Origin of the sequence: Enterobacter sp. BRE11, from assembly GCF_031844285.1 — a bacterium.
GTDB lineage: Bacteria > Pseudomonadota > Gammaproteobacteria > Enterobacterales > Enterobacteriaceae > Pantoea.
This window is the reverse complement of sequence record NZ_JAUZUX010000012.1, coordinates 44,666-68,969: the sequence shown is the minus strand read 5'-3', so window position 1 is coordinate 68,969 and position 24,304 is coordinate 44,666. Positions and strand designations below refer to the sequence as shown.

Sequence of the window (24,304 nt, the reverse complement as noted above, 5' to 3'; positions counted from 1 at the left end):
CCTGGAGGTGACGCGCCGTTCGCTTTAGGCTGCTGTTTTTCGACATGATGCCGCTGAATGCATGCCAGCGCCGTAACAGGTAGACCGCCTTGAGATTCCCAAATCAACGCCTTGCGCAACTGTTTGACGCCCTGCAAAACGAAACGCTGCCTCAGGATGAGCTGGCGCGGCGCTTCGCCGTTTCAACGCGCACCGTGCGTACCGACATCAGCGCGCTTAACGCGCTGCTGGCGGAGTACGGCGCGCAGTTCGTGCTCAGCCGCGGCGCGGGCTATCAGCTAAAAATCGACGACGCGCAGCGCTTCCAGCGCCTGGAGCAGCAAAGCCGCTCGCCGCTGCGCGTGCCGCGTACCTCTACCGAGCGGGTGCGCTACATGCTGACGCGCTTTCTGACCGCCGCCTGGTCGCTCAAGCTGGAGGATCTGGCCGATGAGTGGTTCGTCAGCCGCGCTACGCTGCAAAACGACATGGCCGAGGTGCGCGAGTGGCTGGCGCGCTACCATCTGCACATCGAGAGCAAACCCCACTACGGCATGAAGCTGTTCGGCAGCGAAGTGGCGATCCGCACCTGCTTAACCGATCTGCTGTGGCAGATCGATCAGGAGCAGGCCGACAGCCCGCTGATCGCCATCGAAGCGCTGCACAGCAATATTCTTGAGACGCTGCGTCCGCTGCTGCAGCAGTGCCTGACGCGTCATAACGTTCGCCTCAGCGACGAGGGCGAGCGCTATCTGCGCCTCTACTGCGCCGTCGCGGTGCGGCGCATCAGCGAAGGCTATCCGCTGAGCGATCCCGGCGCGGAGGATGTCGGGCTGGATGTGCGCGAGGCGGCGCGCGAGCTGATTAATTTGCTGCGGCCGCTGGTGGGCAAGCCGGTGTCGCCGGCGGAAGAGGGCTGGCTGCGCGTCAATATCGCAGCGCGCCAGATGCAGGAGGTGGCGCCGAGCGCTATCAACGCCGATGACGCCGACGCGCTGGTGGACTATCTGCTGAGCTATATCAATACCCACTACAACTACAACCTGCAGGGCGATGAACAGCTGCGCGCCGATCTGCTGACGCACATTAAAACCATGATCACGCGCGTGCGTTACCAGATCCATATTCCCAACCCGCTGCTGGATAATATCAAACAGCACTATCCGATGGCCTATGACGTAACCCTGGCGGCGGTCTCCAGCTGGGGCAAATATACGCCTTACGTTATCAGCGAGAATGAGATCGGCTTTCTGGTGCTGCATATTGGCGTCGGGCTGGAGCGCCACTACGACGTCGGCTACCAGCGTCATCCCCAGGTGCTGCTGGTGTGCGACAGCGGTAACTCCACGCTGCGAATGATTGAGGCGATGCTGCTGCGCAAATACCCGCAGCTGCAGGTCGCCGGTCGGCTGTCGCAGCGCGAATATGAGACGCGCACGCGCATCGATGAAGATTTCGTTATCTCTACCACGCGGCTGAGCGAGAAGGATAAGCCGGTAGTCGTGATGTCGCCGTTTCCTACCGGCTTCCAGCTGGAGCAGATCGGCAAACTGGTGCTGGTGGACCGCACGCGGCCCTATATGCTGGAGAAGTTTTTCGACGCGCAGCACTTTCTGATCGTCGATAAGCCGATGACGCAGTCGCAGCTGTTCCGCCAGCTGTGCGATCGGCTGGAGGCGGAAGGCTTTGTCGACGCGAGCTTTTATCCCTCGGTAGAGGAGCGTGAGGCGATCGTCAGCACCATGCTGGGCGAAGGTATCGCGCTGCCGCACTCGCTTGGCCTGCTGGCGAAAAAAACCGTGGTTTACACCGTGCTGGCGCCGCAGGGCATCGCGTGGGGCGACGATACCGCCTCGGTGATTTTTCTGCTGGCGATCAGTAAAAGCGAGTATGAAGAGGCGATGGCGATCTACGACCTCTTCGTGACCTTTCTGCGCGAAAGGGCGACGCCCCGGCTGCGCGACAGCAAAGATTTTGCCGCCTTCAAGGCGGTGGCGATTGAGTGTCTGGGGCGGCTGTAGCAGCGGGCTCCAGCCCGCCGGGCAGGCTAAGGCCGAAGGCGGCGTTTAGCTTTTCTTCGCCAGCAGACGCGGGATCTCGCGCAGGCACCAGGCTTTGGCTTCGCCCATGCTGTCGCGGCGCCACGCCATAATAATATCCACTTCGCGGGTATATTCCGGGCTGACGACGCGCAGCCGACCTTCCGCAATATCTTGCTCCACCATCGAATAGGGCATGGTGGCGACGCCAAGCCCCGCCAGCAGCGCGCGGCGCTTGTCATCCATGCTGCTCACCGTCAGACGCTGCTGTTTGTCCAGCAGCTGCACCGTCAGCACCGGGCGCTCGCGCGCCGTATCGGCCACGGCGATGCCGCGATATTTCACGCGCGTCACCTCGGACTGAGGTTCCGGCTCGTTGTGAATCGGATGGTCGGCGCTGGCGACATAGACGCTCATCATGGTGTAGAGCTTACGCGTGTTGATTTCGGTCGAGGCGCGGAAGTGCATATCGGGCGCGATAACGATATCGGCGCGGCCCTGCTCCAGCCGCTCCCACGCGCCTGCCAGCACTTCAGTGATGAGCGAAATCTGGGTATTGGCCTTTTCCGACAGCTTCTCCACCAGCGGGAAGAGGGCGTCAGTCGGCACCAGCGCTTCGGTGACGATGGTCAGATGGGTTTCCCAGCCGCGCGCCAGCGCTTCGGCGTCGGTGGTGAGTTTATCCGCCGCTTCCAGCAGCACCCGTCCGCGCTCCAGCAGCATACGTCCGACGTTGGTGAATTTCGTCCGGTGGCCGGAGCGGTCGAACAGCACCACGTCCAGCTCCTCTTCCAGCTTTTGCATGGTATAGCTGAGCGCCGAAGGAACGCGCCCCAGCTCATCCGCCGCTGCCGCAAAACTGCCGCGGCGATCGATCGCATCCATCACGCGCAGCGCTTCAAGGGTTAAGGCACGCTCTTTAGCCATCCGAACTCTCTTTCAGGAAATTTGAATATGCACGGCAGATTAACTGGCTAACAATACGGCGTCCAGCCTTTTACCATAATGGGTATCAAGTCTGCGGTCGTTCTCTGCCGCAGCGAGCTGGAGGTAAATCATGATAACGACGCGTAGTGCGTCCGCGTGCGGTCAGGCCGACTTCGGCTGGTTGCAGGCACGCTATAGTTTCTCTTTTGGTCACTATTTCGATCCCAAATTAATGGGCTACGCCTCGCTGCGCGTGCTGAATCAGGAAGTGCTGGCGCCAGGGGCCGCCTTTCAGCCGCGTACCTATCCGCAGGTGGACGTGCTGAATATCGTGCTGCAGGGCGAGGCGGAGTACCGCGACAGCGAAGGCAACCATATCGTCGCGCGCGAGGGCGAAGCGCTGCTGCTCGCCACGCAGCCAGGCGTCAGCTACAGCGAAATCAACCTGCGCAAGGATCAGCCGCTGACGCGGATGCAGCTCTGGCTCGCCGCCTGTCCCGAGCGGGAAAACCCGACGCTGCAAAAGATTGCGCTGCCGGAGCGCGGCAATCTTCACCTGATCGCCTCGCCAGACGGCGCGGGAAACAGCCTGCAGCTGCGTCAGCAGGTGTGGGTGCATCAGCTGCGGCTGGCGCCGGGCGAAGAGCAGTCGCTGACGCTGCGCGGGCCGCGCGCCTATCTGCAGTCGATTCACGGCTCGCTGGAGGCGGTGACGCGCGAGGATCGTCAGGAGAAGCTGGGCTGCGGCGACGGGGCGTTTTTGCAGGAGGAGCAGCAGATCAGGCTGCGGGCGAAAACCGCGACCTGGGCGCTGGTGATCGATATACCGGTATAAAAAAATTGATGGGATAGGCCTTCGACAGACGGCTCACAAAGCGTAAGAGCGGGCGATATGGGCCGAAGAGCAAAGCGTCCCGCGCCAGGGACAAAAACGCCGGGAGCGTTTTTGAACAACGCAGCGCGTTGGCCCGGCGACGGGCGCACCTCAAGGATGAGGTGCGTAATTGCGCGGGCCGAGCTGGCAGGGATGCCGTTTTTGCGTCTTTGCGATCGGGCCATATCACCCGCGCTGGCACAATGCCAGTGAAGTTAAGGGCGGCTAAAGCCGCCCTTTTGCGTATGTTGCCGCTTTGTCAGCGGATGAGCGCGGCCTGATGCACGCTTACTTCAGCATCGTAAACGCGGTGGTGACGTGCTTCACGCCGCTAACCCGGCTGGCGATATCCGCCGCCGCCTTCGCCTCTTCCGCCGTCACCAGACCTAACAGAAACACTTCGCCGTTCTCGGTGGTCACTTTCACGTTCGAAGATTTCACCTGATCGCTGCCCAGCAGCTGCGAGCGAATTTTGGTGGTAATCCAGGTGTCGGACGACGAGGTGCCGAGGCTGACCTTCTGGCCGATGCGAATTTCGTTGAAGACTTCGGTCGCGCCGTCGACGCCCATGGCGATCTGTTTGGCGCGGCTGGCGATATCCTGCGACGGCGCCTGGCCGGTCAGCAGCACTTTGCCCTGGTAGGCGGTAGCGATAATGCGGGCATCGCTCTTAATCTGCTGATCTTTCGCCAGCGCGTTGCTGACGCGCAGCTCCAGCGTGCCGTCGTCAACCTGGGTGCCGACGGTGCGCGGATCGGTGGCGGTTTTGGTGGCCACGGCCGCGCCGCCTGCGACAACGGCGACGCAGCCCTGCAGCAGCATGGCGGTTAACAGGATGGCGACAGCGTTCAATGCTTTCATGTTTGCTCCTTCAGCTATTCCTGGTGTGGAAACAAGGTGTTATCAATCAGGTCGCACAGACAGTTCAGCGTCAGCATATGCATCTCATGGATGCGGGCGCTGCGGTGCGACGGGATGCGAATTTCCACGTCGTGCGGGCCGAGCAGGCCCGCCAGCTCGCCGCCATCATAGCCGGTGAGCGCAACGATGGTCATATCACGGGTAACCGCGGCTTCCACCGCTTTCACGATGTCTCGCGTATTGCCGCGGGTAGAGATCGCCAGCAGGACGTCGCCAGCCTGACCCAGCGCGCGCACCTGCTTGGCGTAGATTTCATCGTGCTGACGATCGTTGCCGATCGCCGTCAGCATCACATTGTCCGCGCTGAGCGCCAGCGCGGGCAGGCTGGGACGCTCGGTCTCGAAACGGTTGATCATGCTGGCGGCAAAATGCTGCGCGTTAGCGGCTGAAGCGCCGTTGCCGCAGCTAAGGATTTTATTGCCGTTAAGCAGCGACTGCACCAGCGTCATCGCGGCGCGGGAAATGGCGTCCGGCAACGCTTCTGCGGCGGCAATCTGGGTTTGAATACTTTCAGTAAAACACGCTTTAATTCTGTCCTGCACACAACCACCTGGTTCTAAACGTCTGCATTAAAGGCATTGGGCAGCCACTCCAGCACCGTACCGGTAATGGCGATAATGTCGAAACGGCAATCCACCGTCTCAAAACTGCCGCCGCGCTGGGCAAGCCAGAGTGCGGCGGCGCGCAACAGCTTTTGCCGCTTGAGGCGAGTAACGCTGGCCAGCGCGCCGCCGTAGCGCGCATCGCGCCGGTAGCGCACCTCCACGAAGACCCAGCATGCCCCGTCGCGCATGATAAGATCCAGCTCGCCGCCGCGGAAGGTCACGTTGCTGGCGACCCAGCGCAGTCCGGCGTGCTCTAAATAGCGCCGGGCGCGCTGTTCCTGTTCGGCACCGAAGCGCCGGGTGTTCAGGAGGCGGGAACGATCTCGCCCTGACGATACTGGCTCCATGACAACGTCCTGTTGATCACGCAATCCTGATTTGCGCTCAGCTTGCCGGTATTGCCGTCGATGGTGAAGCCCGGCGTCTGGCGCACCTGGTTAAAACTGTTCGCCAGCGTCCAGGCATCAATGCCCATCGCATAGAGGCGAACCAGCGAGTAGTCGTTATTGAACGACTGCGCCGCACGCTGCATCAGCGCTGGATTACGGCCCGAGAGCAGCGGAATATCGCTGAACTGCAGACCTTCCATCTCCAGACGGAAGTCGGGGCCTGCGCCCGCCTGGTAACTGCGCGAGCTGGCGTAGAGCGAGGCCGCGCTGCGGCTGCCGGTACGCATGGCGATCATCGGCTTAATCAGCTGCAGCTCATCCTGCGTCGAGACAATATAGACTGAATCAACGTTGCCGCTGCTCGCCGTCGTCGGCTCGCTCTGCTGCTGCGGCGACGGGATATTTAGCCCGGCGATGGTCACGCCCTGGGGTTCGGCGGCGGCAGGCTGGACGTTGACCGGCGTACCGCTCAGCGTAATGCCCGCGCCGCTGTTGATGCCCTGTTTCAGCTCAGCGGTCGAGCCGAAGCGCTGCTGCAGCGGCGCCGTGCCGCCCAGCTTCAGCCATTCCTGCGCAAACGCGTTGACCACGCGATCGCCGAAGCTGCTGCGCGGCACCAGCAGCAGCGGCTGACGCTTGCCCTGGTTCCACATATGGTGCGCGGCATCGCGCGCTTCGTCTTCAGGAGAAAGCGCAAAGTAACAAATATTCGGATGGTTCTGGATCTGCTCCGGCGCGTTGAGCGCCAGCACATTGAGCGGCGTCTGGCTGTTGGCGACGGTTTCAACGTTGTTTTTCAGCAGCGGGCCAACCACCAGCGTCGCGCCATCCTGCTGCGCCTGCTGCATCACCTGCTGAATTGGCTGGCTGCTGGTGTCGTACACCTTGATCTGCGCGCTGCTGGAGGGGGGGCTAGCCTCAGGCTGACTCTGGGAGGCGGTGGGCTGTGCGGCGGCGGCGGGCGTAATTGCGGCGGCGGCCGGGCTGACCACGGCGTTGGCTTCGCCGGTCGGCGCGGGCTGCGCGCTTTCCGCGGTAGCTGGCTGGGTCGCGGGCTGTGCGGTGGGCTGCGGCGCAGCGTGCAGGGCGCCGTTTTTCGCATCGTTAAAGCCTTTTTCAATCGCGCTGGCAAAAACCTGCGCCTGACCGTTCAGCGGCAGCAGCAGCGCGATGGTGCTGGTAGAGGCTTTGGTGTAGTTCTGCGCCTGGCTCAGCGGCGTCGGCAGGGTTTTCGCCGCCGGGTTTTGCGGATAGCGCGTTTGCCAGTCTTTCAGGGCGGATTTCAGCATCTCGCCGTCCTGCGCGTTGGCGCGCCAGACGTTAAGCAGATCCAGCCAGCCCTGCAGCGTGTTTTCATCGGCGTTGATCACCAGGCTGCTCATCTCCTGCGGCGTCATCTGCGTCAGCGCCTGCCAGGTGGCGTCGATATTTTTCTGGTGGTCATCGCCGCTCAGCAGCGGCTCCTGCGCAATATAGGCGCGCAGCAGCGCCAGCGAGGGTTTGCCCTGCGCGGCGGCGATCTGCAGGCCGTAATAGCGCGCCTGCTGCTCTTTCGACAGGTCGTCGACCTTGACCTGATTCAGCAGCTGCGTGGCGCCCGGCACGTTCTGCTGGCTGAACAGGAACTGCGATTTAAGCAGCAGCAGCTCCTGCTGTTGCGTGTCGCTGAGCCGGCTCGGCAGCAGGTTGAGCTGCTGGCCAGCTTGCGGATACTTTCCTTCTTTCATCAGGGCACGGATGGCAAGTAATTGCCAGTCTGTCCTGCTATCATCGCTGCTTTGCTGCACTTGCTGCAGATAGTAATCAGACCCGCCGGTAATGGGCCCCTGAATATTTACGTTTGAGGTTTGCGGCCCCTGACCGCTACAGGCGGCTAAAATCAGCCCAGCAAGAAGGACAGGCACAAAGCGTCCTGCTTTATGACGAACGACTTTTGAAGGAAGCATACTGTATCCAGTGATGTTTTTTTCAAGATGCTCAATATTAAATCGGCAATTCGGATGAAACAATGAAACAACTCGATCGGGCAGAGATTTCTGCCAGCACGCTCTACATCGTTCCAACCCCGATTGGTAATTTGGGTGATATCACCCAGCGGGCGCTGACGGTGCTTTCGGGCGTCGATCTGGTCGCAGCGGAAGATACACGTCATACCGGACTGTTGCTACAACATTTCGCCATCGCTGCGCGGCTCTTCGCACTTCACGACCACAATGAACAGCAGAAGGCCGAACTGCTGCTGGCGAAGCTGCAGGAAGGGCAGAGCATCGCGCTGGTTTCCGATGCCGGGACCCCGCTGATCAACGATCCTGGCTACCATCTGGTGCGCCGCTGCCGCGAGGCGGGCATCCGCGTCGTGCCGCTGCCCGGCGCCTGCGCCGCCGTCACAGCATTAAGCGCCGCCGGGTTACCGTCCGATCGTTTCTGTTACGAAGGGTTTCTGCCCGCCAAAACCAAGGCGCGCTGCGACGCGCTGCGCGCAGTAGCGCAGGAGCCGCGTACCCTGATTTTCTACGAGTCCACCCACCGTCTGCTCGACAGCCTGGAAGATATGGCGAAGGAACTCGGTGCCGATCGTTACGTGGTGCTGGCGCGCGAGCTGAGCAAAACCTGGGAATCGATCCACGGCGCGCCGGTGGGCGAGCTGCTCGCCTGGATCAAAGAGGATGAGAATCGCCGTAAAGGCGAGATGGTGCTGGTGGTCGAAGGGCATAAGGCGGATGAAGAGGCGCTGCCCGCCGATGCGCTGCGCACGCTGGCGCTGCTGCAGAAAGAGCTGCCGCTGAAAAAGGCCGCGGCGCTGACGGCGGAAATTCACGGCGTGAAGAAAAATGCGCTCTATCGCTTTGCGCTCGATCAGCAAGAGGCGTGACAAATGGGGCCGAATGCCCTAATATTCTGCGCCGAAGCTGACCAGACAGTCGCCGCTTTGTCGTCGTCCCTCTTGTAGGGAGACGGGCAGAGGGGAGGAAAGTCCGGGCTCCATAGGGCAGGGTGCCAGGTAACGCCTGGGGGGCGCAAGCCTACGACCAGTGCAACAGAGAGCAAACCGCCGATGGCCCATTTATGGGATCAGGTAAGGGTGAAAGGGTGCGGTAAGAGCGCACCGCGCGTCTGGCAACAGTTCGCGGCACGGTAAACTCCACCCGGAGCAAGGCCAAATAGGGGTTCGCATGGTACGGCCCGTACTGAACCCGGGTAGGCTGCTTGAGCCAGTGAGCGATTGCTGGCCTAGATGAATGACTGTCCACGACAGAACCCGGCTTATCGGTCAGTTTCGACTTTTCAGGTGAAAACCCCGCGCAGCGGGGTTTTTGCTTTCTGGCAGCGGGAAGACCAAAGGAAGCCCCACCTGATGCAGTTCCCCATGCTAAACTGCGCCCCGGCAACGAAAGGAGCAGCCCGTGGCGAAATACCAGCAACTGACGGATGAGATTCAGCAGCAGATCGAGGCGGGCATCTGGCCGCCGGGCACAAAGCTGCCGTCGCTGCGTCAGCAGGTGGCGCAGCACGGGCTGAGCCTGATGACGGTGATGCACGCCTACGAGGTGCTGGAGAGCCAGGGCTGGATTGTCTCGCGGCCCCAGTCCGGCTACTACGTCGCCCCGCGCGCGCTGCAGACCGCGCCGGCGCAGGTGGCGCTCAGCGAGCAGGTCGATATCAACAACTTTGTCTTCGACGTGCTGCAGGCGATCCGCGATCCGGCGATCGTCCCCTTTGGCTCCGCTTTTCCCGATCCCGAGCTCTTTCCGCAGCGCCAGCTGATGCGCTCGCTGACCAACGTCTCCCATCAGCTGACGCCGCTCGACGCGCTGAATAATCTTCCGCCCGGCAATGCCGCGCTGCGGCAGATGCTGGCGCAGCGCTACGCCCGGCAGGGCATCACGCTCTCGCCGGATGAGATCGTCATCACCAACGGCGCGCTGGAAGCGCTCAATCTCAGCCTGCAGGCGCTGACCGAGCCCGGCGACTACGTGGTGATTGAGCAGCCGACCTTCTATGGCGCGCTGCAGGCGATCGAGCGGCTCAAGCTCAAAGCGCTCGCGGTGCCGAGCGACGCGCAGCAGGGCATCGATATGCAGCAGCTGGAAGAGACGCTGCAGCGCTGGCCGGTAAAAGCGTGCTGGCTGATGACCACGCTGCAAAATCCGCTTGGCGTCACGCTCTCGCCCGCGCGCAAGGCGCAGCTGGTGGCGCTGCTGGCGCGCTACCGGGTGCCGCTGATCGAAGATGACGTTTACGCCGAACTCTGGGCGGGCAATGAGGCGCCGCATCCGGCTAAATACTGGGATCGCGACGGCGACGTGCTGCACTGCGGCTCTTTTTCCAAGTGTCTGGTCGCGGGGTTCCGCGTCGGCTGGGTTGCGGCGGGACAGCACGCGCAGCGCATCCAGCGTCTGCAACTCATGAGCACGCTCTCCACCAGCGCGCCGATGCAGCTGGCGCTGGCGGACTTCCTCGCCACGCGCCGCTACGATACCCATCTGAAAAAGCTGCGCCAGACGCTGGCGCGGCGCAAAGAGTGGATGCGTCAGGCGCTCTGCCGCGCGCTGCCGGAAGGGGCCAGCGTAAGCGATTCGCCGGGCGGCTTCTTTTTGTGGGTAACGCTGCCGCGCGGCTATGACACCACGCAGCTCTATCAGCAGGCGTTGCAGCAGGGGATCAGCATCGCGCCAGGGCGGCTGTTTTCAGCGGGGGAGGAGTTTACCCACTGTTTTCGCATCAATACCGCCTGGCCGTGGGACAGGCGCGCCGAGGCGGCGGTCGAGACGCTGGGCCGGCTGATTGCCGACCCGCAGCGCGGTTAAACCTGCGCCGCCTGCTGGTGGCCCCAGGTCAGGTAGTAAACGTCATAGAAATCGACTTCGCCTTTCTGTCGCAGCAGGCGATGAATACCGCTTTTCACCTCTTCTGGCGCGTCCGGCAGATTCAGGATCTTTTTCACGCCCCCTTCAGAGACCGGCTGCACGTAATACCACTCGCCGTTATAGCAGACGCGCAGATCCAGCGCGTCGATATCCTCGAAGCGATATTTCGGGTTGATATCCAGCAGCATCAGAAAGCTCATCACCAGCACAAACAGAGTGGCGAACCAGAAGGCGGGCCAGCCCAGCATCTCGGTGGAGAAAATCAGCGCCACGCACAGCGCGTAGCAAAGGTACATCAGCGCCCAGAGGCCGGGATGGGTTTTTAGAAAAGAGAAGCTAAAACGCGGCCGGTTATCGCGGCGCTCTTCACGGTTAAGCGTTGCGATTTCGTCGATTAAGATTTGTTTAATGGCGTCCATTGTTCACCTCACCGTTACTTTTCTGCTCAGTAAAACAGATAACAGTTAGCCGGGGCAGACACAGAAACGCGCAGAATTTTTATAACAGTTGAGGCGCGCCGTCCGGGTAAGAACGGCGCGTGCGTTTAGCCGCGGCCGTGCGGCTCATCCCAGTCAAACGCCGGTCCCAGCGAAATCACGCCGTTCGGGTTGATGGTTTTATGGCTCACGTAATAGTGATGACGGATATGCGGCAGGTTCACCGTCTCGGCGATGCCCGGCATCTGGTAGATATCGCGCAGGAAACCGCTCAGATTGAGATAGTCGCCGATGCGGTGGCGATCGCACTTAAAATGGGTCACATAGACCGGATCGAAACGCACCAGCGTGGTCCAGAGACGCAGATCCGCCTCGGTGAGCTGGTCGCCGGTCAGATAGCGGTGCTGCCCCAGAATCTGCTCCAGGCGCGATAGCGAATGGAACAGCGCGGTTACCGACTCGTCATAGGCCGCCTGCGAGGTCGCGAAGCCCGACTTATAGACGCCGTTGTTGACCGTGTCGTAAATCCAGCCGTTCAGCTCGTCGATCTTCTCGCGCAGGGCGGGCGGGTAGTAGTCCCCGGCGCGCGCGCCGACCGCGTCGAAGGCGCTGTTAAACATGCGAATGATATCCGCCGATTCATTGCTGACGATAGTGCCCTGCTGTTTGTCCCACAGCACCGGCACGGTCACGCGCCCGGTATAGTGCGGATCGGCATGCAGGTAGAGCTGATAGAGAAATTCGTTCTGATAAAGTTTGTCGCCGGTGGCGTCGGGAAAATCGTTGTCGAACGTCCAGCCGTTCTCCAGCATCAGCGGGTGCACCACGGAGACGTCAATCATCGACTCCAGCCCTTTTAGCTGACGCATCAGCAGCGTGCGGTGCGCCCAGGGGCAGGCGAGAGAAACATACAGATGATAGCGATCGCGCTCGGCCTTAAAGCCCGCGTCGCCCGTTGGTCCGGCGCTGCCGTCCACGGTCACCCAGTTGCGCCAGACCGCTTCAGTGCGCTTGAAGCGTCCGCCGGTTGATTTGGTGTCGTACCAGGTGTCGTGCCAGACACCGTCAATCAGTTGGCCCATATCGCCTCCAGTGCAAACAGGGCGAGGAGTATCCTCGCCCTGCTAAGTATATGTGGCATTACGCCGGATGTGTGCTTAACGCAGCGCCGCTGCAGGCGTGGTTTTCTTGCGCAGCAGACGGTCAATGCTGTACGCGCCCGGACCGACGAGGCCCAGCACCAGGAAACCACCCGCGATAGAGAGGTTTTTCATAAACATCAGCTGGTTGACGCCTTCCGCAAAATTGCTGTGGAACAGGAACGCCGTCAGGATGGTGAAGCCAGCGGTAAACAGCGCGGTGAAGCGTGTCAGGAAGCCAAACAGAATCGCCAGGCCGCCGCCAAACTCCAGCAGGATTACCAGCGGCAGCATAAAGCCCGGCACGCCCATCGCTTCCATATACTGCTGCGTTCCCGCATAGCCAGTGATTTTGCCCCAGCCGGCCGTAATAAACAGGATTGGCATTAAAATACGCGCCAGCAGCAGACCAGTATCTTCGAATTTTTTCATCATTTACTCCAGGCTAGTTTGTCGGCAGGGCAGTCGCGCCTGCGTGAGATAATTCCCGGCAAAAGGCGGCTTTGCCGTTTGCTGAGCTGATAGCTGGAGATAATAATCGCGCAGGGGAAAGGTTGTAAGCGAGATATTCTGTAGGTGTTATTCAGGAAAACTGATAAAGCGAAGCCGGCGATTGCGCACCGGCTGAATGCAGAGAAGGATCAGCGCTGCGGCAGAGCCGATTTCAGCATGCGCCAGGTGCTCCAGACGCCGAATCCGCGCTTAAGCAGGCGCATGAATTTATTTGGGCTGCGCACCGACCAGATAGCCAGGGCGCTGCTGCCGATGGCCAGATAGCGTCGCATGCTGAGGAACGTCAGCCAGCCGCGGTCATACTGCGCCGTGCTCAGTAAAAAATCGCGGCGGCTCGCGCTCAGGTCGAGCCGCTGCTGCTGTATTTCACCGACTAATTCATGAATACGTGCTTCACGTTCCAGCTTGCTGCGGCTCATACGCGATCATCCTCCAGCAGCTTGCGATCGGTCTCCAGCTCTTTGCGCGTATGGTGCAGCAGGGTGGACTGACGCGATTTGCGCAGGCTCCACAGGCCGAAGATAATCGCCAGAAGAAAGAGTACGCCGGTAGTGATGCCGATCGCCATCAGGCGATACTGCGCATCGACGGCCCAGATAATCAACACCATCAGGCTCATCAGCCCGAACGCGGTAAACAGCATGGTCAGGCCAACCATCAGCAGCAGCTGAATCAGGTTAGCCTTTTCCGCTTCCAGCTCGACCACCGCCAGCCGCACGCGGGTCTCGACCATGCTGACCAGCGTAGTGACAATGCGCTGACCAATGTTGATGACCCCTTTGCCGGGGCCGTGGCTCTGCTGTGAATCTGCCATGGTTAACGCCGAGAAATCAGCATGCCGATCGCCACGCCGATAGCCGCACCGATGCCAACGCCATGCCAGGGATTGTCACGCACGTAGCCGTCTGCTTTCTGCGCGGCTTCACGCGTGGTCTGCGCCAGATATTCGCCAGAATCGCCCAGCTTCTCGCGCGAGCTGTCGAGCGCAACGCGCGCTTTCTGACGCAGCTTATCCAGTTCACCTTTGGACTTATCCGTTGTGCTGCTCAGCACCTCTTCCAGAGTGTCCGCCAGATTTTTTAACTCAGCACGTAAATGTTCTGATGAAGTCTCTTTTGACATGTAATGTTCCTTTTAGCTTCAGTGGTTGAGTCCGGGTTAGTAAGGCTCCGCCTGTAACTTTTTCAGCTCCTGGCGTGCTTCTTCCAGTTTATGTTCACGCCTGCGATTTTCTCCTTGTCATCGCCTTCCTGTCGCTCCTCTTTCAGTTCGCGCTCGCGTTCAGCGACTTTCTCTCGCTGCGCCTTGATGCGCGTCTGGTGAGACGCTTTCAGTTTATTGTCGCTGCAGTTCGCGCGCACTTCGGTCAGCGCGCGCTCCAGTCCATTCACGCGACGCTGATTGTTATGCTGTTTCGCCATCGCAATTTCATGCTGAATATCCTGCTCTTTCTGCTGGCAGAGCGATTCCGCCGCCATCAGCGAACCAGAAAGAGAAAACAGCGCGAGGCTAAGAAGTAATTGACGTTTCATCAGGCTTGTTACCTTCCTTTGTTGCAGACCTGCCGCGAGCGGACAGCGTCATCTCCTGGCGTATCAGATAGCTGAGCCATCTGTTAAGCATAGACAGCGACCGTAAAAAGTTCAAAAAAGACGGGGGGATACGGACTATTCTGTTGCCGCCCTGCCAGCGCAGGACGGCAAGTGCGAATCAGGAGATATTCAGCGTTGTCGAACCGGCGGAAGCGGAGTCGGGATGTCTGGCGACAACAAAGCCGTCCGGCAGCAGGCGGCGCAGCACCTTTTGCGCCGCAAGGCTCTGCTCTTCGTTCTCGAAATGAATAATCAGCGCATCGCCCGCGGGGGTGATGCTTTTGATACGGATGCCCTGCGCCGTCAGCTGCTGATAGAGATAAAACCCGTCCGGCAGCGGGCCACCGGCGTGAGATACGCGAATCTGCACCACGCTTTCGTGCCGCAGCAGCGTCGGCGTCAGGCAGATCGCCAGCAGCAGCAGCGCGGCGATAGCCAGCCAGGGCAGCATGCGGCGGGGAAGGGGACCATAAATTTTCATGACTCGCCCTTGCCGTTCTGATTCGCCTGGCGTTTGCGCCACAACACCACCAGCGATCCCACCAGGCCTGCCACCAGCAGCACCAGCGGCAGCAGCATCAGGCAGAACATCAGCTCATCTTCATAGCGGCGGAAAATCGGCGTCTTGCCCAGCGCAAAGCCGAGCACGGTCAGAATCAGCACCCAGAGCAGCGCGCTGACCCAGTTAAAAAACTGAAAGCGGGCGTTATTCAGTCCGGATAAACCGGCAATGGTTGGCAGCAGGGTACGGACAAAAGCGATAAAGCGGCCAATCAGCAGAGCCGACAGGCCATGACGATGAAACAGGCTGTGCGCGCGGGCGTGATACTGCGCAGGAAGATGAGAGAGCCATTTCTGCACCGTGGGCGTGTTGCCGAGCCAGCGGCCCTGAATATAGCTGACCCAGCAGCCGAGGCTGGCACCGGTGGTCAGCACCAGCACGGTAAGCGGAAAGCTCATGGTACCTTTAGCGATCAGCACGCCGACCAGAATCAGCAGGCTGTCACCCGGCAGAAAGGCGGCGGGCAGCAGGCCATTCTCCAGAAACAGGATCAGGAAGAGCACGCCATAAATGGCCCAGACCAGCGTCGGATCGGAGAGGGTTTCGTAGTCCTGTTGCCACAACGCCTGCAGCAACGCTTGCAAAATATCCATCAATCATTCCTGAACATCATTGTTTTAACGCGTCTTTAAAGACATAAGCGCAGACCGGCAATTAGTTATCTGTTTTAGGAGCGCAGTCTGTGCAGGATTTTCCGGATCCTTCCAGAATAGATTGTTAAATCAGCGAATTTTTAAACCCTGTCGCAAAGGGTAAGAAAGGGTCGATAACTGTAACAAAGATCACAGGTTTGAGACAGGGGGAAAGTGCCTGCCGCACAGGAGTTTTACCTGTTGACGCGGCCCGTCAACAGGAGCTTTACACGACCTGACACTATTGCAGATTAACTGACTTTCCTGCGTGAAAACGCAGCAGAATCAAGGTTAACTGCTTGCGCCGTCCGGCAGGATAACGGGATTTTCAGCAAACATATAACGATCCACATTAAATTCAAAATCATCGGCAGTCGCGTTAAACAGCATCTGTTTAGTATTTTCCAGATGTTGCCACATCGCCAGTTTGCAGGCGGCCGGATCTTTACGCATCAGCGCCTTGAGGATTTGATCGTGGTCGTCGCACCAGCTGAGGATGCTGCGCTGATCGATATGCTCGTGGAGTTTGAGCCAGTAGGGGTTGTGCAGGCGATGCAGCCACATTTTTTCAACAATGGCCGCCAGCGCGCTGTTTTGGGTGGATTGCGCAATCCGCACGTGAAACTGCATGTCCCACTGGGAGTCGCGGAAGTGATCTTCCTGACGCGCCTTTTCCTGAATCGCCATCAGTTCGATAATGTCCTGACGCGTCACCTGCGTCGCGGCGAACTCGGCGACGTTGCTCTCAATCAGCTGGCGCGCCTGCAGCAGTTCGAACGGGCCAAAGCTGGCGAATTCGAGCTGGCTGGAGGTCATCACCCGATTCTGCTGCTGACTGGCGATAACGTGAATACCGGAACCTTTACGCACCTCAACGTAGCCCTCTACCTCCAGCATGATGATCGCCTCGCGCACCACGGTGCGGCTGACGTTCATCTCTTCCGCGATCAGGCGTTCGGCAGGGAGCTTATCTCCCACCGGGTAAATCCCTGATTCAATACGGCTTTTCAGATCGCTGGCAAGCTGTTGATAGAGTCGACGAGGTTCGGTCAGTTCCATAGCGCATTCCCGTGTCGCAAATGAAGTTGTTATACCACTTTGCGGCGGTTAAATAAAAGATCCCGCGCAAGGATTGCGCGGGACGCTTTGCTCTTTGGTCAGCGCTCGCCGCCTGGTTAGCGGCCAGCGCGGCTAGCTACGCACCGGCGCGGCCTGCGGCGGTGTGACCTCTTTTTCCAGCTCCGAGACGGGCTGATTGCGCAGCACCGTCCAGATCACCACCGCGCCCAGCAGATCGAACACTGCCAGCGCGGCGAACAGCGGGCTAAAGCCCAGCGTATCGGCCAGCGCGCCGACCACCAGCGCAAACATGGTGCTGGCTGTCCAGGCGGCCATGCCGGTCAGACCGTTGGCGGTCGCCACTTCGTTACGGCCAAAAACGTCGGAGGAGAGGGTGATCAGCGCGCCGGAAAGCGCCTGGTGAGCGAAACCGCCGACGCAGAGCAGGCCGATAGCGACGTAAGGGCTGGTGAAAAGACCGATGGTGCCGGGACCGATCATCAGCACCGCGCCCATCGTCACGACCAGCTTGCGCGACACAATCAGATTCACGCCGAACCAGCGCTGAAACAGCGGCGGCAGATAACCGCCGAGAATGCAGCCCAGATCGGCGAACAGCATCGGCATCCAGGCAAACAGCGCAATCTCCTTCAGGTTGAAACCGTACACCTTAAACATAAACAGCGGGATCCAGGCGTTGAAGGTGCCCCAGGCGGGCTCCGCCAGAAAGCGCGGCAGCGCGATGCCCCAGAACTGGCGATTACGCAGGATCTGACGTGCCGACATCTTTTTAGTATTGCCGGTCTGATGCTGGGCCTCCTGGCCGGAAATAATGTACTGGCGCTCCTCATCGCTGAGCCTGGTTTGCTGTTTGGGATGCTTATAAAAAATCAGCCAGCAGATCGCCCAGATCAGGCTCAGCACGCCGGTGATAATAAATGCCATCTGCCAGCTGTGCGCCACGATCGCCCACACCACCAGCGGCGGCGCCAGCATGGCGCCGATAGAGGAGCCGACGTTGAAGTAGCCCACGGCGACGGAACGCTCTTTAGCCGGGAACCATTCGCTGCTCGCCTTCAGGCCCGCCGGGATCATCGCCGCTTCCGCCGCGCCCACCGCGCCGCGCGCCAGCGCAAATCCGCCCCAGCTGCCGGCCATCGCCGTCGCGGCGCAGAAGATCGCCCACAGCACGGCGAATACGGCATAGCCAACTTTGGTGCCGAGCAGGTCGAGCACGTAGCCGGCGACCGGCTGCATAACGGTATAACAGGCGGAGTAGGCCGCCACGATGTAGGAGTACTGTTGGGTGGTGATATGCAAATCGGTTTGGAGCGTCGGCGCGGCGACGGCGATGGTATTACGGGTGAGATAACCCAGCACGGTGCCTAGCGTCACCAGCCCGATCATATACCAGCGTAGCCCTTTAATCTTACGCATCATTTACCTCTTCCAGTGTGCTGTCTGCGGTCTTGCCGCTGTTGTTATCTGGAGCGGGACCACCGTGAGCTGGCTCAATCTCACGCCCGCAGGCCGCGCAAAAGCGACCCTGTGTTTACCTTGCCATTACGGAGCGAGAGCGTAACTTGTTATACAACTTTAAAAGTTGAGAGCCATCACAAAAGCCCCTTTTGCAATGTGGGATACTATAAACCTGCCTGATGACAGCCATTTAGCACGCTGCAGAGAGCAAAAACGTCCATGGGCGCAGGGAATAGCTGCTGTTTATGTGAGCAATATCTCAAATAATTCTGTGGCTGGCTAAAATTGGTATGATAACTTTGAGCGCAATAAGGCTCTATCCAAGAGGAAGCAAGTATGTCGCGTTTTATGACCGAGGATTTTTTGCTGGATACCGAATTTGCCCGCCGTCTTTACCATGACTACGCAAAGGACCAGCCGATTTTCGACTATCACTGCCATCTTCCCCCGCAGCAGATTGCCGAAAATTACCGCTTTGCCAACCTCTATGACATCTGGCTGAAAGGCGATCACTACAAGTGGCGCGCCATGCGCGCTAACGGCGTGCCGGAAGCCTTCTGCACCGGCGACGCCAGCGACCGCGAAAAATTTGACGCCTGGGCGCGCACCGTGCCGCACACCATCGGCAATCCGCTCTATCACTGGACGCACCTTGAGCTGCGTCGTCCGTTCGGCATTACCGACACTTTGCTCTCTGAAAAAACCGCCGACAGCATCTGGGATCGCTGCAACGCGCTGCTGGCGCAGGATGAGTTCACCGCGCGCGGCATCATGCAGCAGATGAACGTAAAAATGGTCGGCACCACCGACGATCCGCTGGATGATCTGCAGCACCACCGCGCGCTGGCGCAGGAGAGCAGCTTCGGCGTGAAAGTGCTGCCGAGCTGGCGTCCAGATAAAGCCTTTAATATCGAAGCAGAAAGTTTCCTGCCGTGGATTGAGAAGCTGGAGTCGCTGACCGACGTCAGCGTGCGCCGCTTCGACGATCTGCGCAGCGCGCTCAGCAAGCGTCTTGACTACTTCGCCGAGCACGGCTGCAAAGTGTCGGACCACGCGCTCGACGTGGTGCTCTACGCCGAAGCGGACGATGCGACGCTGGACGCCATCCTGGCTAACCGCCGCGCCGGCAAAACGCCGGACGCGCAGGCGATCGCGCAGTTCAAAACCGCCGTGCTGGTGTGGCTGGGCGGCGAATATGCGCGTCGCGGCTGGGTGCAGCAGTACCATATTGGCGCGCTGCGCAACACCAACCGCCGCCAGTTTGAACGGCTGGGGCCGGACGTCGGCTTCGACTCGATTAACGATCAGCCGCTGGCGGAACCGCTGGCGAAGCTGCTGGGCGCGCAGAACCTGCATAACGCGCTGCCGAAAACCATCCTCTACTGCCTGAACCCGCGCGACAACGAAGTGCTGGCAACCATGGCGGGCAACTTCCAGGGCGAAGGCGAGGCGGGCAAAATGCAGTTCGGCTCCGCCTGGTGGTTCAACGATCAGCTTGACGGCATGCAGCGCCAGATGACGCAGCTGTCGCAGATCGGCCTGCTCAGCCGCTTTGTCGGCATGCTGACCGACAGCCGCAGCTTCCTCTCCTATACGCGCCACGAATATTTCCGCCGCCTGCTGTGCCAGATGATCGGCCGCTGGGTCGAGAACGGCGAAGCGCCGGGCGACGAGGCGCTGCTGGGCCAGATGGTGCAAAACATCTGCTTCAATAACGCGCGCGACTACTTCGGCATCGAGCTGGGAGCCTGATCATGCAGCGGCTAAACCGTCACGACTTTCCCGGCGCGACCTACAGCGAGCGCGTTATCCAGTTCGGCGAAGGCAACTTTCTGCGCGCCTTTATCGACTGGCAGCTCGACTGGCTGAACCAGCACCAGGGCACCGACGCGGGCGTGGTGGTGGTGCGGCCGCGCAACCGCGCCGTCAGCGACAGCCTTAATCACCAGGACGGGCTCTATACCACGCTGATCCGCGGGCTGAACGAGCAGGGCGAGCGCGTCAGCGAAACGCGCCTGATCCGCAGCCTGAACCGCGAGATCCAGCCTTACGTCGAGCACGCAGATTTCCTGGCGCTGGCGCGCGCGCCGCAGATGCGCTTCGTCTTCTCAAATACCACCGAAGCGGGCATCGCCTTTGCCGAAGGGGATCGCCTGGCGGATGCGCCCGCATCCAGCTTTCCCGGCAAGCTGACGCAGCTGCTGTGGGCGCGCTTTGAGCACTTTGGCGGCGCTGAAGACAAGGGCTGGCTGATCGTCCCCTGCGAGCTGATCGACCATAACGGCGACGCGCTGCGCGAGCTGGTGCTGCGCTATGCGCGCCACTGGCAGCTGCCGGAAAGCTTCGCCGCCTGGGTGTCGCAGCACTGCGTGTTCTACAACACGCTGGTGGACCGCATCGTGACCGGTTTCCCGCAGGAGAGCGAGGCGCTGGCCGCTCAGCTCGGCTATGAAGATCGTTTTCTAGTGGCGGGCGAGGTCTACTACCAGTTCATTCTGCAGGGGCCGCGCGCGCTGTTCGACGAGCTGAAGCTTGATGCGCTGGCGCCGCAGGTGCGGCTGGTGGATGACATTGCGCCGTGGAAGGCGCAGAAAGTGGCGATCCTCAACGGCGCCCACACCGCGATGGTGCCGGTGGCGTTTCAGGCTGGCCTGGAGAGCGTCGGCGAGGCGATGGCGGATCCGGCCATCGCAGGCTTCGTCGACCGCCTGCTGCGGGAGGAGATTATCCCCACGCTCGATCTGCCCCGCAGCGAACTGCACGTCTTCGCCGACGCGGTCGAGCGACGTTTCCGCAACCCTTTTATCCGCCATGCGCTGCTCTCTATCGCACTCAACGGCATGACCAAGTTTCGCACTCGCCTGCTGACGCCGCTGCTGGCGTCGCACGCGCAGAGCGGCGTCTGGCCGCCGCGTCTGACCTTTGCGCTGGCGGCGCTCATCGCCTTTTACCGCGGCGCGTCGGCGGAAAAGCGCTGGCCGCTGCAGGATGACGCGCACTGGCTGGCGCGCTTTGAAACAAACTGGCAGGCCCTTAATAACGACAAGATCTCCCCGGAACAGCTGGTGCGCGAGGTGTTAAGCGACGCGCAGCACTGGGACGAAGATTTGACCCGGCAGCCTCAGCTGGTGGCCGAGGTCAGCCGACACCTGCAAAATATCATCGTCCACGGCATGCGTGAGGCGTTGAGCACACTGGGATAAAGCTATGCAAGACGCGATTAAGATTCACTCTCAGGATAACGTTGCCGTGGCGCTGCGCGACTTAGAGGCGGGGCAGACCATCGATCTGCAGCAGACGGCGGTGCAGTTGCAGCAGGCGGTGACGCGCGGCCATAAGTTCGCGCTGCGCTCCCTCGCCGAGGGCGAGCTGGTGATCAAGTATGGGCTGCCGATCGCCCACGCCACGCAGCCGATCGCCGCAGGCGAAGTAATCCACTCCAGCAACGCGCGCACCAATCTGAGCGATCTGGATGAGTATGACTATCAGCCTGAATTCGTTGATGTGCCGCCGCAGGCAGGCGATCGCGAGGTGCAGATCTATCGCCGCGCCAACGGCGACGTCGGGATCCGCAACGAGCTGTGGATCCTGCCGACCGTGGGCTGCGTTAACGGCATCGCGCGTCAGATCCTGCAGCGCTTTTTGCAAGAGACCGACAACGCGGCGGGCACCGACGGCGCGTTTCTGTTTAGCCATACCTTCGGCTGTTCGCAGCTGGGCCAGGATCATGAGAACACCCGCACCATGCTGCAAAATATGGTGCGTCACCCCAACGCCGGCGCGGTGCTGGTGATCGGCCTCGGCTGCGAAAACAATCAGGTTGACGCCTTCCGCGAGACGCTGGGGCTGCCGGAGAGCGATCGCATCCAGTACATGGTGTGCCAGCAGCACGACGACGAAGTGGAAGCCGGGCTGGAGCATCTGCGCGCCCTGTATGAGGCGATGCGCCACGACAGGCGCCAGCCGGGCAAGCTGAGCGAGCTGAAGTTTGGCCTGGAGTGCGGCGGTTCGGACGGCTTCTCCGGCATTACCGCCAACCCGCTGCTGGGGCGTTTCTCCGATCAGATGATCGCCAACGGCGGCACCACGGTGCTGACTGAGGTGCCGGAGATGTTCGGCGCGGAGCGTATCCTGATGAGCCGCTGTCGCGATGAGGAGACCTTTGAGAAGACGGTGGCGATGATCAACGACTTCAAGCGCTATTTTATCGACCATCAGCAGCCGATTTATGAGAACCCGTCGCCGGGCAATAAAGCGGGCGGCATTACCACGCTGGAGGAGAAGTCGCTGGGCTGCACCCAGAAGGCGGGCTCCAGCCAGGTAGTCGACGTGCTGAAGTATGGCGAACGGCTGAAGACGCCGGGGCTGAATCTGCTGAGCGCGCCGGGCAACGACGCGGTCGCCACCAGCGCGCTGGCGGGGGCAGGCTGCCATATGGTGCTGTTCAGCACCGGACGCGGCACCCCTTACGGCGGCTTTGTGCCGACGGTGAAGCTGGCGACCAACTCGCCGCTGGCGGAGAAGAAGCCGCACTGGATCGACTTTAACGCCGGTCGTCTGCTGGAAGGAATGAGCATGGATGCGCTGCTGGAGGATTTCGTCGACACCATCGTGGCGATTGCCAGCGGCCAGCTGACCAACAACGAGAAGAACGATTTCCGCGAGCTGGCGATTTTTAAAAGCGGCGTGACGTTATAGTTTGTCGGGCAAAAAAATGGCGACCTGAAGGCCGCCATTGCTGTCTGTCAGTCTCGAGCCCTTCGCGGGTGGCAGGGTCCGATCGCAAAGTCGCTAAACGCATCCCTGCTCGCTCGGCCCGCGCCATCCTTGGCGCGGGACGCTTTGCTCTTCGGACCCTGCCACCCGCTCTTTGAGCTTTTGCGCCGTCTGAAGCAGTTACCTCAACATCAGCGCTTAGACTGGCGACCTTATGGTCGCCATTTTGTTATCAAGCCCGGCTGGTTTCGCGCTCGGCTTCCGCCTGACACACCGCCGCGGTAAACAGAATATCGGTCGAGGAGTTCAGCGCCGTTTCGGCGGAGTCCTGCAGCACGCCGATAATAAAGCCGACCGCCACCACCTGCATCGCCAGATCGTTAGGAATGCCGAACATATTGCAGGCGACCGGGATCAGCAGCAGCGAACCGCCCGCCACGCCGGATGCGCCGCAGGCGCACAGCGACGCTACAAGGCTCAGCAGAATCGCCGTCGGCACGTCGACGCTGATCCCCAGGGTATGCACCGCCGCCAGCGTCAGCACGGTAATCGTGATGGAGGCACCCGCCATGCTGATGGTGGCGCCCAGCGGAATCGACACCGAATAAGTATCCTCATCGAGATTCAGGCGTTTCGCCAGCGCCATATTCACCGGAATATTGGCCGCCGAGCTGCGGGTAAAGAAGGCGGTCACGCCGCTCTCGCGCAGGCAGGTAAACACCAGCGGGTAAGGGTTGCGACGGATCTTGCTGTAAACCAGCATCGGGTTCACCACCAGCGCCATCAGCAGCATACAGCCCAGCAGCAGCGCCAGCAGGTGCGCATACTGCCACAGCGCGCCAAAACCGGTTGATGCCAGAATCGAGGCGACAAGGCCGAAAATGCCGATCGGCGCGCAGCGGATCACGCAGCGCACCAGCCAGGTTACGGCATTTGAAGCGTCATTAAGCAGGTCGCGCGTGGTCTGTGAGCTATGACGGAACGCCAGGCCCAGACCAATCGCCCATACCAGAATGCCGATATAGTTGGCCTGCATCAGCGCGGTGATGGGGTTCGCTACCATGCTCATCAGCAGGCCGCGCAGCACCTCGGTAATACCGGACGGCGGCGTAATTTCCGTTGTGCCGACCGCCAGCGTCAGCGTCTGAGGTGCCAGATGGCTAAACACCACCGCCACGACCGCCGCGAAAAAGGTGCTCAACAGATAGAGCACGATAATCGGTTTGATATTGCTTTTCTGTCCCTGCTGATGGTTGGCGATAGAGGCGATGACCAGCACCAGCACCAGCAGCGGGGCGACCGCCTTCAGCGCGCTGACGAACAGCTCGCCCAGCAGGCCGACGGCCAGCGCAGCATCCTTCGAGAACCAGGCCAGCGCGACGCCAGCCACCAGTCCTGCCATGATTTGTTTTACCAGACTGCCTGCGAACAGGGCGCCCAGACGACCAGAAAGTGAGTTCTGCATAATTGTTCTTTAGGTTGTAGCGGGATGTGGCTCCAGAGGGCGTCGATTAACGCGCCTGAAGCGGTTTGCCCGGCGGAGTATAAGGAAAAGAGCGGGCGAGGAAAGAGA

The 24,304-nt window shown here is 60.6% G+C and carries 23 protein-coding genes, 1 other RNA gene and 1 pseudogene; 8 read left to right on the top strand and 17 right to left on the bottom strand.

What is annotated here, in order from left to right; genetic code table 11:
- Positions 1–89 precede the first annotated feature (89 nt).
- Positions 90–2,000, top strand: coding sequence for a BglG family transcription antiterminator (locus tag Q9R34_RS14265; protein ID WP_485894502.1), 1,911 nt, complete (start codon positions 90–92; stop codon positions 1,998–2,000).
- Positions 2,001–2,045: 45 nt separating this feature from the next.
- Here the strand turns inward: Q9R34_RS14265 and Q9R34_RS14260 are convergent, their stop codons facing one another.
- Complete coding sequence (locus Q9R34_RS14260; protein WP_485894500.1) at positions 2,046–2,945, bottom strand: LysR family transcriptional regulator; 900 nt, start codon at positions 2,943–2,945, stop codon at positions 2,046–2,048.
- A 130-nt stretch (positions 2,946–3,075) separates the two neighbouring features.
- On the opposite strand from Q9R34_RS14260, the gene Q9R34_RS14255 reads away from it, so the two are divergent.
- Positions 3,076–3,780: a pirin family protein gene (locus tag Q9R34_RS14255; protein WP_434125118.1), complete on the top strand. Its 705-nt coding sequence runs from the start codon at positions 3,076–3,078 to the stop codon at positions 3,778–3,780.
- Between the two features lie 327 nt (positions 3,781–4,107).
- Here the strand turns inward: Q9R34_RS14255 and dolP are convergent, their stop codons facing one another.
- Genes dolP through Q9R34_RS14235 form a run of 4 tightly spaced genes read right to left on the bottom strand, consistent with a single transcriptional unit; the run spans position 4,108 to position 7,680 of the window.
- The gene (gene dolP, locus Q9R34_RS14250) at positions 4,108–4,680 is read right to left on the bottom strand and encodes a division/outer membrane stress-associated lipid-binding lipoprotein (protein ID WP_434125119.1); all 573 of its coding nucleotides are present in this window, start codon (positions 4,678–4,680) and stop codon (positions 4,108–4,110) included.
- Positions 4,681–4,694: 14 nt separating this feature from the next.
- The gene (diaA, locus tag Q9R34_RS14245) at positions 4,695–5,282 is read right to left on the bottom strand and encodes a DnaA initiator-associating protein DiaA (protein WP_033754962.1); all 588 of its coding nucleotides are present in this window, start codon (positions 5,280–5,282) and stop codon (positions 4,695–4,697) included.
- Positions 5,283–5,296: 14 nt separating this feature from the next.
- On the bottom strand, positions 5,297–5,692 hold the full coding sequence (locus Q9R34_RS14240; protein WP_485894497.1) for a YraN family protein: 396 nt from the start codon (positions 5,690–5,692) through the stop codon (positions 5,297–5,299).
- On the bottom strand, positions 5,650–7,680 hold the full coding sequence (locus Q9R34_RS14235; protein ID WP_485894495.1) for a penicillin-binding protein activator: 2,031 nt from the start codon (positions 7,678–7,680) through the stop codon (positions 5,650–5,652). The genes Q9R34_RS14240 and Q9R34_RS14235 overlap by 43 nt, the downstream gene beginning before the upstream one ends.
- A 62-nt stretch (positions 7,681–7,742) precedes the next feature.
- Between Q9R34_RS14235 and rsmI the strand changes: the two genes are divergently transcribed.
- The 3 genes from rsmI (at position 7,743) to Q9R34_RS14220 (ending at position 10,542) form a co-directional block, all read left to right on the top strand.
- Positions 7,743–8,606: a 16S rRNA (cytidine(1402)-2'-O)-methyltransferase gene (gene rsmI / locus Q9R34_RS14230; protein WP_434125122.1), complete on the top strand. Its 864-nt coding sequence runs from the start codon at positions 7,743–7,745 to the stop codon at positions 8,604–8,606.
- 33 nt (positions 8,607–8,639) lie between these two features.
- Positions 8,640–9,017: RNase P RNA component class A (rnpB, locus tag Q9R34_RS14225), an RNA gene on the top strand.
- Positions 9,018–9,138: 121 nt separating this feature from the next.
- Entirely contained in the window at positions 9,139–10,542 is a 1,404-nt protein-coding gene (locus Q9R34_RS14220; protein WP_485894492.1) for an aminotransferase-like domain-containing protein, read from the top strand.
- Here the strand turns inward: Q9R34_RS14220 and Q9R34_RS14215 are convergent.
- The 11 genes and pseudogenes from Q9R34_RS14215 to Q9R34_RS14165 form a co-directional block, all read right to left on the bottom strand.
- Positions 10,539–11,021, bottom strand: a complete 483-nt coding sequence (locus Q9R34_RS14215) for a YlaC family protein (protein ID WP_485894490.1) — start codon at positions 11,019–11,021, stop codon at positions 10,539–10,541. The two genes, Q9R34_RS14220 and Q9R34_RS14215, sit on opposite strands and share 4 nt — an antisense overlap.
- Positions 11,022–11,146: 125 nt before the next feature.
- Entirely contained in the window at positions 11,147–12,121 is a 975-nt protein-coding gene (locus Q9R34_RS14210; protein ID WP_485894488.1) for a glutathione S-transferase family protein, read from the bottom strand.
- A gap of 75 nt (positions 12,122–12,196) precedes the next feature.
- Positions 12,197–12,610: a DoxX family protein gene (locus Q9R34_RS14205; RefSeq protein WP_485894486.1), complete on the bottom strand. Its 414-nt coding sequence runs from the start codon at positions 12,608–12,610 to the stop codon at positions 12,197–12,199.
- A gap of 209 nt (positions 12,611–12,819) precedes the next feature.
- Complete coding sequence (locus tag Q9R34_RS14200) at positions 12,820–13,110, bottom strand: YqjK-like family protein (RefSeq protein ID WP_434125127.1); 291 nt, start codon at positions 13,108–13,110, stop codon at positions 12,820–12,822.
- Positions 13,107–13,505: a phage holin family protein gene (locus Q9R34_RS14195; RefSeq protein WP_187143609.1), complete on the bottom strand. Its 399-nt coding sequence runs from the start codon at positions 13,503–13,505 to the stop codon at positions 13,107–13,109. The genes Q9R34_RS14200 and Q9R34_RS14195 overlap by 4 nt, the downstream gene beginning before the upstream one ends.
- 2 nt (positions 13,506–13,507) lie before the next feature.
- A complete protein-coding gene (locus tag Q9R34_RS14190) occupies positions 13,508–13,813 on the bottom strand; it encodes an ElaB/YgaM/YqjD family protein (protein ID WP_434125128.1) in 306 nt (101 codons plus the stop codon).
- A 36-nt stretch (positions 13,814–13,849) separates the two neighbouring features.
- Positions 13,850–14,223, bottom strand: a pseudogene (locus Q9R34_RS14185) (DUF1090 domain-containing protein).
- Between the two features lie 178 nt (positions 14,224–14,401).
- Positions 14,402–14,764, bottom strand: coding sequence for an EnvZ/OmpR regulon moderator MzrA (gene mzrA, locus Q9R34_RS14180; protein ID WP_434125130.1), 363 nt, complete (start codon positions 14,762–14,764; stop codon positions 14,402–14,404).
- A complete protein-coding gene (locus Q9R34_RS14175; protein WP_434125131.1) occupies positions 14,761–15,438 on the bottom strand; it encodes a DedA family protein in 678 nt (225 codons plus the stop codon). The genes mzrA and Q9R34_RS14175 overlap by 4 nt, the downstream gene beginning before the upstream one ends.
- Before the next feature lie 330 nt (positions 15,439–15,768).
- Complete coding sequence (gene exuR, locus Q9R34_RS14170) at positions 15,769–16,536, bottom strand: transcriptional regulator ExuR (protein ID WP_485894483.1); 768 nt, start codon at positions 16,534–16,536, stop codon at positions 15,769–15,771.
- 132 nt (positions 16,537–16,668) lie between these two features.
- The gene (locus tag Q9R34_RS14165; protein ID WP_434125298.1) at positions 16,669–17,973 is read right to left on the bottom strand and encodes an MFS transporter; all 1,305 of its coding nucleotides are present in this window, start codon (positions 17,971–17,973) and stop codon (positions 16,669–16,671) included.
- 378 nt (positions 17,974–18,351) lie between these two features.
- Between Q9R34_RS14165 and uxaC the strand changes: the two genes are divergently transcribed.
- From uxaC to Q9R34_RS14150, 3 genes are read left to right on the top strand one after another with little or no spacing between them, the layout of a single operon-like run.
- Positions 18,352–19,767 carry a glucuronate isomerase gene (gene uxaC / locus Q9R34_RS14160; RefSeq protein ID WP_434125133.1) on the top strand — a complete coding sequence of 472 codons (1,416 nt, stop codon included), beginning with the start codon at positions 18,352–18,354 and terminating at the stop codon, positions 19,765–19,767.
- A gap of 2 nt (positions 19,768–19,769) precedes the next feature.
- Entirely contained in the window at positions 19,770–21,218 is a 1,449-nt protein-coding gene (locus Q9R34_RS14155; protein ID WP_485894480.1) for a tagaturonate reductase, read from the top strand.
- A gap of 4 nt (positions 21,219–21,222) precedes the next feature.
- Complete coding sequence (locus tag Q9R34_RS14150; protein ID WP_485894478.1) at positions 21,223–22,713, top strand: UxaA family hydrolase; 1,491 nt, start codon at positions 21,223–21,225, stop codon at positions 22,711–22,713.
- Positions 22,714–22,963: 250 nt separating this feature from the next.
- Here the strand turns inward: Q9R34_RS14150 and sstT are convergent, their stop codons facing one another.
- On the bottom strand, positions 22,964–24,196 hold the full coding sequence (gene sstT / locus Q9R34_RS14145) for a serine/threonine transporter SstT (protein ID WP_485894476.1): 1,233 nt from the start codon (positions 24,194–24,196) through the stop codon (positions 22,964–22,966).
- Positions 24,197–24,304 lie beyond the last annotated feature (108 nt).

Excerpts from the sequence above, each read along its gene's own strand:
- Q9R34_RS14150 (WP_485894478.1), top strand. The coding sequence starts at position 21,223 with ATGCAAGACGCGATTAAGATTCACTCTCAGGATAACGTTGCCGTGGCG.
- Q9R34_RS14200 (WP_434125127.1), bottom strand. The coding sequence starts at position 13,110 with ATGAGCCGCAGCAAGCTGGAACGTGAAGCACGTATTCATGAATTAGTC.
- uxaC (WP_434125133.1), top strand. The coding sequence starts at position 18,352 with ATGTCGCGTTTTATGACCGAGGATTTTTTGCTGGATACCGAATTTGCC.
- dolP (WP_434125119.1), bottom strand. The coding sequence starts at position 4,680 with ATGAAAGCATTGAACGCTGTCGCCATCCTGTTAACCGCCATGCTGCTG.
- Q9R34_RS14175 (WP_434125131.1), bottom strand. The coding sequence starts at position 15,438 with ATGGATATTTTGCAAGCGTTGCTGCAGGCGTTGTGGCAACAGGACTAC.
- Q9R34_RS14255 (WP_434125118.1), top strand. The coding sequence starts at position 3,076 with ATGATAACGACGCGTAGTGCGTCCGCGTGCGGTCAGGCCGACTTCGGC.
- Q9R34_RS14195 (WP_187143609.1), bottom strand. The coding sequence starts at position 13,505 with ATGGCAGATTCACAGCAGAGCCACGGCCCCGGCAAAGGGGTCATCAAC.
- Q9R34_RS14210 (WP_485894488.1), bottom strand. The coding sequence starts at position 12,121 with ATGGGCCAACTGATTGACGGTGTCTGGCACGACACCTGGTACGACACC.
- Q9R34_RS14190 (WP_434125128.1), bottom strand. The coding sequence starts at position 13,813 with ATGTCAAAAGAGACTTCATCAGAACATTTACGTGCTGAGTTAAAAAAT.
- Q9R34_RS14235 (WP_485894495.1), bottom strand. The coding sequence starts at position 7,680 with ATGCTTCCTTCAAAAGTCGTTCGTCATAAAGCAGGACGCTTTGTGCCT.
- Q9R34_RS14205 (WP_485894486.1), bottom strand. The coding sequence starts at position 12,610 with ATGAAAAAATTCGAAGATACTGGTCTGCTGCTGGCGCGTATTTTAATG.
- Q9R34_RS14240 (WP_485894497.1), bottom strand. The coding sequence starts at position 5,692 with ATGGAGCCAGTATCGTCAGGGCGAGATCGTTCCCGCCTCCTGAACACC.
- sstT (WP_485894476.1), bottom strand. The coding sequence starts at position 24,196 with ATGCAGAACTCACTTTCTGGTCGTCTGGGCGCCCTGTTCGCAGGCAGT.
- rsmI (WP_434125122.1), top strand. The coding sequence starts at position 7,743 with ATGAAACAACTCGATCGGGCAGAGATTTCTGCCAGCACGCTCTACATC.
- Q9R34_RS14165 (WP_434125298.1), bottom strand. The coding sequence starts at position 17,973 with ATGCGTAAGATTAAAGGGCTACGCTGGTATATGATCGGGCTGGTGACG.
- exuR (WP_485894483.1), bottom strand. The coding sequence starts at position 16,536 with ATGGAACTGACCGAACCTCGTCGACTCTATCAACAGCTTGCCAGCGAT.
- Q9R34_RS14260 (WP_485894500.1), bottom strand. The coding sequence starts at position 2,945 with ATGGCTAAAGAGCGTGCCTTAACCCTTGAAGCGCTGCGCGTGATGGAT.
- Q9R34_RS14215 (WP_485894490.1), bottom strand. The coding sequence starts at position 11,021 with ATGGACGCCATTAAACAAATCTTAATCGACGAAATCGCAACGCTTAAC.
- mzrA (WP_434125130.1), bottom strand. The coding sequence starts at position 14,764 with ATGAAAATTTATGGTCCCCTTCCCCGCCGCATGCTGCCCTGGCTGGCT.
- Q9R34_RS14155 (WP_485894480.1), top strand. The coding sequence starts at position 19,770 with ATGCAGCGGCTAAACCGTCACGACTTTCCCGGCGCGACCTACAGCGAG.